The sequence below is a fragment of the Acidovorax bellezanensis genome, assembly GCF_025421555.1.
Lineage (GTDB): Bacteria > Pseudomonadota > Gammaproteobacteria > Burkholderiales > Burkholderiaceae_C > Comamonas > Comamonas bellezanensis.
In genome coordinates this window covers 1-319 of sequence record NZ_JAODYH010000024.1, presented here as the reverse complement: position 1 = coordinate 319, position 319 = coordinate 1, and the positions used below count along the sequence as shown (strand labels likewise).

The 319-nt window shown below is 69.6% G+C and carries 1 protein-coding gene; it reads left to right on the top strand.

The features are described from left to right. The coding region (locus N0K08_RS22985; RefSeq protein WP_261502765.1) for a hypothetical protein at window positions 1–319 on the top strand (319 nt) is incomplete at both ends.

The following is a 319-nucleotide window of genomic DNA, read 5'->3' as shown; positions in this document are numbered from 1 at the left end:
CTGACCGGCGCGACGCTCAATGGCACGCCGTTGCCGGCCGGCATCACCGACACCGGCCATGCGACCATTACCGACACCCAAGGTCCGGGCGCCGACGTGCCGGTGCTGGATGTGTCCGACCCTGGCCTGGTCAACGAAGGCAGCAGCGCGGTCTTCAACCTCACGCTGAGCCACGCGGTGGATGCACCGACCACGCTGAGCTTCACCTTCAGCGGCCAGGCGGACGCCGGCGACATCGGTACGCCGGTGGTCACCGTGGGTGGCACGGTCGTCACGTTGACGGCCCTGGCCGGCGGTGGCTACAGCTTCACCGTGCCCG